Consider the following 4,278-nt stretch of genomic DNA (forward strand, 5'->3'; position numbering starts at 1 on the left):
CGCAGCCGGACCTGCGCCGCGTCGACGCTGACGATCAGCCGTTCGGCGGTGCCGATCCCGGCGAGGACCAGGCCGGCCAGGGCGCCCACGGCGATCGTGCCGGCGGTGGCCTGCGGCTCGGGCAGCCGGTCCAGCCACTCGACGAGGTCGCTGAACGGCACCCAGGGCAGCCGGGCGAGCCAGCCTGTCGTCGCCGCGAGGAGCCATCCGGCCCCCGCGCCGAGCAGCGGGAAACCACCCCACAGGACCGCCAGCTCCAGCGGCCCGCCGCTGACCGTGGTGCGCGGACGGTAGCCGGCCAGGTCCATGGTCAGGACACCTCGCGGCGGAGCGTCCGGACCAGGCCGACGGCCAGTGGCAGGACCATCCAGACCAGCAGGGACACCGCCATCCGCCCCCACTGCTCACCGGTGAGCGCGTCGCTGCTGAACAGCGGTTCCATCGTCTTGTTGGTGTCCAGCCAGCCGGATGGGCCGCGCAGGGGCCGGACCATCTCGCCGAGCACCGCCCACAGGGTGGGCAGCAGCAGATACCCGACGATCGCCAGCGGTGGATTGAGCAGCAACAGACCGAAGGCCGCACCCATCAGCACGCTGGCGACCTGGAGGATCGCCGCGTTCAGCAGCAGCGACCAGTCGAACTGCCAGGTGCCTGCGCCGCCGGTGGCGGACGCCACGAGCGTGCCGACGGCGGCGACGGCCAGGCTGGCCAGCACCGAGGCGAGCGCGGTGAGCAGCACGGCGATCAGCTTCGCCCCGATCACCCGCTCACGGCGGGGCACCAGGGCGTACGTCGTGAGGGCGGTGCGTTGCGACCACTCGCTGGTGATCGACAGGATGCCCAGCACCGGCAGCAGCACCGACACCGGCAGCAGCGAGGGGACGAAGAAGTCGAGGAAGGTCTGGTCGGCGTCCTTGGCGTAGATCAACTGGAGCGTGACGATCACGGCGGTGACCAGGCCGATGGTGATCAGCAGCCAACGGCCGGCCCGGGTGTCGACGAGCTTGCGCAGCTCCACGGCGGTGAGCCGGAGCAGCGACGGACGGCGTACCGCCGGGTGCTGCCGGGGCGCGACGGCGCCGGCGGCGGGTGCGATGGTGGTGGTCATCGGACGGCCTCCTTGGTGGACTCGCCGGCGGTGAGGGTGAGGAAGAGCTGTTCGAGGCCACCGCTGCCGGCGGGGCGCAGCTCGGCCAGGGCGACGCCCGCGTCGGCGGCGGCCTGGCCGACCGTCTCGGCGTCGGCCTGCACGAGCAGCCCGTCGGTGCCGTCGGTGGCGCTCAGACCCGCCGCGCCCAGTGCCCGGCGCAGTGCCGCGCCGTCGCGGGCCCGCACGAGCGTGCCGCCGCCGGCGAGCAGTTCGTTCTTGTCGCCCTGGGCCACGATCCGGCCGCCCCCGATCACCACCAGCCGGTCCGCGACCGCCTCCACCTCGCGCAGCAGGTGGGAGGAGAGCAGCACGGTGCCGCCCCGGTCGGCGAAGTCGCGCAGCAGGCCGCGCATCCAGAAGATCCCCTCCGGGTCCAGGCCGTTGGCCGGCTCGTCGAGGATCAACACCCGGGGGTCGCCGAGCAGCGCGTGCGCCAGCCCGAGCCGCTGGCGCATGCCCAACGAGTACGCCCGTACCCGACGCTTCGCCGCCACCGCGTTCAACCCGACCAGGTCGAGCTTCGCGGCGACCTCGCGCCCGTCCAACCCCATGGTGTACGCGGACAGCGTCAACGCCTCGCGGCCGGTGCGCCCGGCGTGCTGGGCGGAGGCGTCCAGCAGCACCCCGACCTCGCGCCCCGGGTTGGGCAGGTCGCGGTAGGGGCGCCCGGAGACGGTGGCCCGGCCGGCCGTCGGCGCGGTGAGCCCGCAGATCATCCGCATGGTGGTCGACTTGCCGGCGCCGTTGGGGCCGAGGAAGCCCGTGACCGTGCCCGGTTCGCACTGGAACGACACGTCGTCCACCGCCGGGTGTGGCCCGTATCGCTTGGTGAGGTTCTCCACGGTGATCATGCCGACGAGCGTGCCCGCGCCACCCGGCCATCCGCTGCGGCCGCCGGTCGGTGCCGTACCGACCTTGGTCGACGCTCCGGTCGATACTTTGGTAGCTGGCTGCCGGTGCCCGTTGCTGCCTAGCATGGGCGCGTGACCAGCCTCGCCGTCCCGGAACACCCCTGGCTGCTGCCGGGGGAGCTGGTCGTGCCGGGCGAACGTGACCGGGCACACCCGCGCCGCACCACCCGCGACTGGGTCGTGGACGGCCTCGCGTTCCTGGCCGGGCTGCTCTGGGTGCTGTTCACCACCGTGGACGCCCTGTCGCCCGCTCCGGAGACGGCGATTCCGCTGCCGCACGACTGGATGGTCGGCGTGGACGCGCTGCTCGGGCTGGCCTGCTGCGGGCTGCTCTGGGTGCGGCGACGGTGGCCGCTCGGGTTGGCGGTGGCCACCCTGCCGCTGAGCGCGTTCTCGCTGGCCGCGGCCGTCCCGCTGCTGATTTTCTACTTCACCGTCGTGGTGCACCGCCGCACCGCCGTCGCGATCGCGCTCACCGGTGCCGGCCTCGTCACCAACCTGGTCTTCAGTTGGACGCGCCCGGACCCGAGCTGGCCGTACTGGGCCACCGTGGCGTGGGGTGCGGTGATCACGATCGCCGTGCTGGCCTGGGGGATGTTCGTCCGGGCCCGGCGACAGTTGATCGTGTCGCTGCGGGAGCGGGCCGAGCGGGCCGAGGCCGAGCAGCAGTTGCGGGTCGCCCAGGCCCGGCACCTCGAACGCACCCGCATCGCCCGGGAGATGCACGACGTGCTGGCCCACCGGATCTCGCTGCTGAGCCTGCACGCGGGCGCGTTGGAGTTCCGCCCCGACGCGCCGGCCGACGAGGTCGCCCGGGCCGCCGGGGTGATCCGGGGCAGCGCCCACGCCGCCCTGCAGGACCTGCGGGAGGTCATCGGTGTGCTCCGCGCCGACGGCGGCAACGTCGGCGACGCCCCCGAGCCGCCGCAGCCCACCCTCGCCGACCTGCCCGCCCTGATCGCGGAGTCGCGCGCGGCCGGGATGCGGGTGAACGTCACCGACACCGTCGTCGCGTCGGCGGCCGTGCCGGCGGCGCTGGGGCGGGCCGCGTACCGGATCGTGCAGGAGGGCCTGACCAACGCCCGCAAGCACGCGGCCGGCGCGGCCGTCACCGTGGACGTGGCCGGTGGTCCGGGCGCCGGGCTGACCGTGGCGATCTCCAACCGGTGGCCGCTGGGCACGCCGGCCGGGGCTGAACCGCCGGGTGCCGGCGGTCTGCCGGGCGCCGGCACCGGGCTGGTCGGCATCACCGAGCGGGTCACCCTGGCCGGAGGCCGGTTGGCGCACGGGCGGGACGAGGCTGGCGACTTCCGGTTGGCCGCCTGGCTGCCGTGGCCGGCGTGACCGGGCCGTCCGGCGGGGCCGGGGAGGCCACCGCGCCGGTGCGGGTGCTGATCGTGGACGACGACGCGCTGGTCCGGGCGGGGCTCTCGATGATCCTCGGCGGCCTGCCGGACCTGCGGGTGGTGGGCGAGGCGGCCGACGGCGGCGAGGTTCCGGCGGCGATCGCCGCGTACGCCCCGGACGTGGTCCTGATGGACATCCGGATGCCCCGGGTCGACGGGCTCACCGCCACCGAGGCGCTCCGCGCGCGACCGAACCCGCCGGAGGTGCTGGTGCTGACCACCTTCGACGCCGACGAGCAGGTGCTGCGGGCGCTGCGCGCCGGCGCGGCCGGTTTCCTGCTCAAGGACACCCCTCCGGCGGACATCGTGCACGCGGTACGCCGGGTGGCCGCGGGGGAGGCGACGCTCTCCCCGACGGTGACCCGCACGCTGATCGACCACGTGACCGCCGCCGCACCGGGTCTGGCCGGTCCGGATCCGCGTCGCGAGCGGGCGCTGCGGCTGCTCGGCGGGCTCAGCGAGCGGGAGCGTCAGGTGGCGGTCGCGCTGGGGCGGGGCCGCACCAACGCGGAGATCGCGGGGGAGTTGTTCATGAGCGTGGCGACGGTGAAGGCGTACGTCTCCCGGCTGCTGGCCCGGCTGGAACTCAACAACCGGGTCCAGGTGGCCCTGCTCGTGCACGACGCCGACCTCGTCTGAGCGCCCGTTAGGGGGACGATTAGGGGGCCGGGGGTTGAACTTTCATCCGATGCCGGCCGTACCACTGCCCGAGGATGTCGGTGCGGTGAATCCGCCGTACCGCTGCCGAGCTGCGGGAGGCCTGCCGTGCGTGTTGGTGAGCAGTCGACGGATCCCATCGACCAGGTGCTGG

At 74.3% G+C, this 4,278-nt stretch carries 4 protein-coding genes and 1 pseudogene; 2 read left to right on the forward strand and 3 right to left on the reverse strand.

Annotated elements, in window-relative coordinates; all coding sequences use genetic code 11:
- The 3 genes and pseudogenes from AB0J68_RS28160 to AB0J68_RS28170 form a co-directional block, all read right to left on the reverse strand.
- Window positions 1-308, reverse strand: a pseudogene (locus AB0J68_RS28160) (hypothetical protein); the annotation flags it as partial.
- A 2-nt stretch (window positions 309-310) separates the two neighbouring features.
- On the reverse strand, window positions 311-1,108 hold the full coding sequence (locus AB0J68_RS28165; protein WP_363941422.1) for an ABC transporter permease: 798 nt from the start codon (window positions 1,106-1,108) through the stop codon (window positions 311-313).
- Window positions 1,105-2,001 (reverse strand): ATP-binding cassette domain-containing protein, encoded by an 897-nt coding sequence (locus AB0J68_RS28170; protein WP_355063179.1) that lies wholly within the window; start codon window positions 1,999-2,001, stop codon window positions 1,105-1,107. Before AB0J68_RS28170 ends, AB0J68_RS28165 begins: the two co-directional genes overlap by 4 nt.
- 132 nt (window positions 2,002-2,133) lie before the next feature.
- Here AB0J68_RS28170 and AB0J68_RS28175 point away from each other — a divergent pair, with 132 nt between their 5' ends.
- Together AB0J68_RS28175 and AB0J68_RS28180 are read left to right on the forward strand one after the other, a co-directional pair.
- Window positions 2,134-3,405, forward strand: a complete 1,272-nt coding sequence (locus tag AB0J68_RS28175) for a histidine kinase (protein ID WP_354855844.1) — start codon at window positions 2,134-2,136, stop codon at window positions 3,403-3,405.
- Entirely contained in the window at window positions 3,393-4,106 is a 714-nt protein-coding gene (locus tag AB0J68_RS28180; RefSeq protein WP_363941426.1) for a response regulator transcription factor, read from the forward strand. Before AB0J68_RS28175 ends, AB0J68_RS28180 begins: the two co-directional genes overlap by 13 nt.
- Window positions 4,107-4,278 lie beyond the last annotated feature (172 nt).

This window comes from Micromonospora sp. NPDC049580 (assembly GCF_040675595.1).
Taxonomy (GTDB): Bacteria; Actinomycetota; Actinomycetes; order Mycobacteriales; family Micromonosporaceae; genus Micromonospora.

Bases quoted from the DNA above. Each gene is read 5' to 3' on its own strand.
- AB0J68_RS28165 (WP_363941422.1), bottom strand. From the start codon at position 1,108: ATGACCACCACCATCGCACCCGCCGCCGGCGCCGTCGCGCCCCGGCAG.
- AB0J68_RS28170 (WP_355063179.1), bottom strand. From the start codon at position 2,001: ATGATCACCGTGGAGAACCTCACCAAGCGATACGGGCCACACCCGGCG.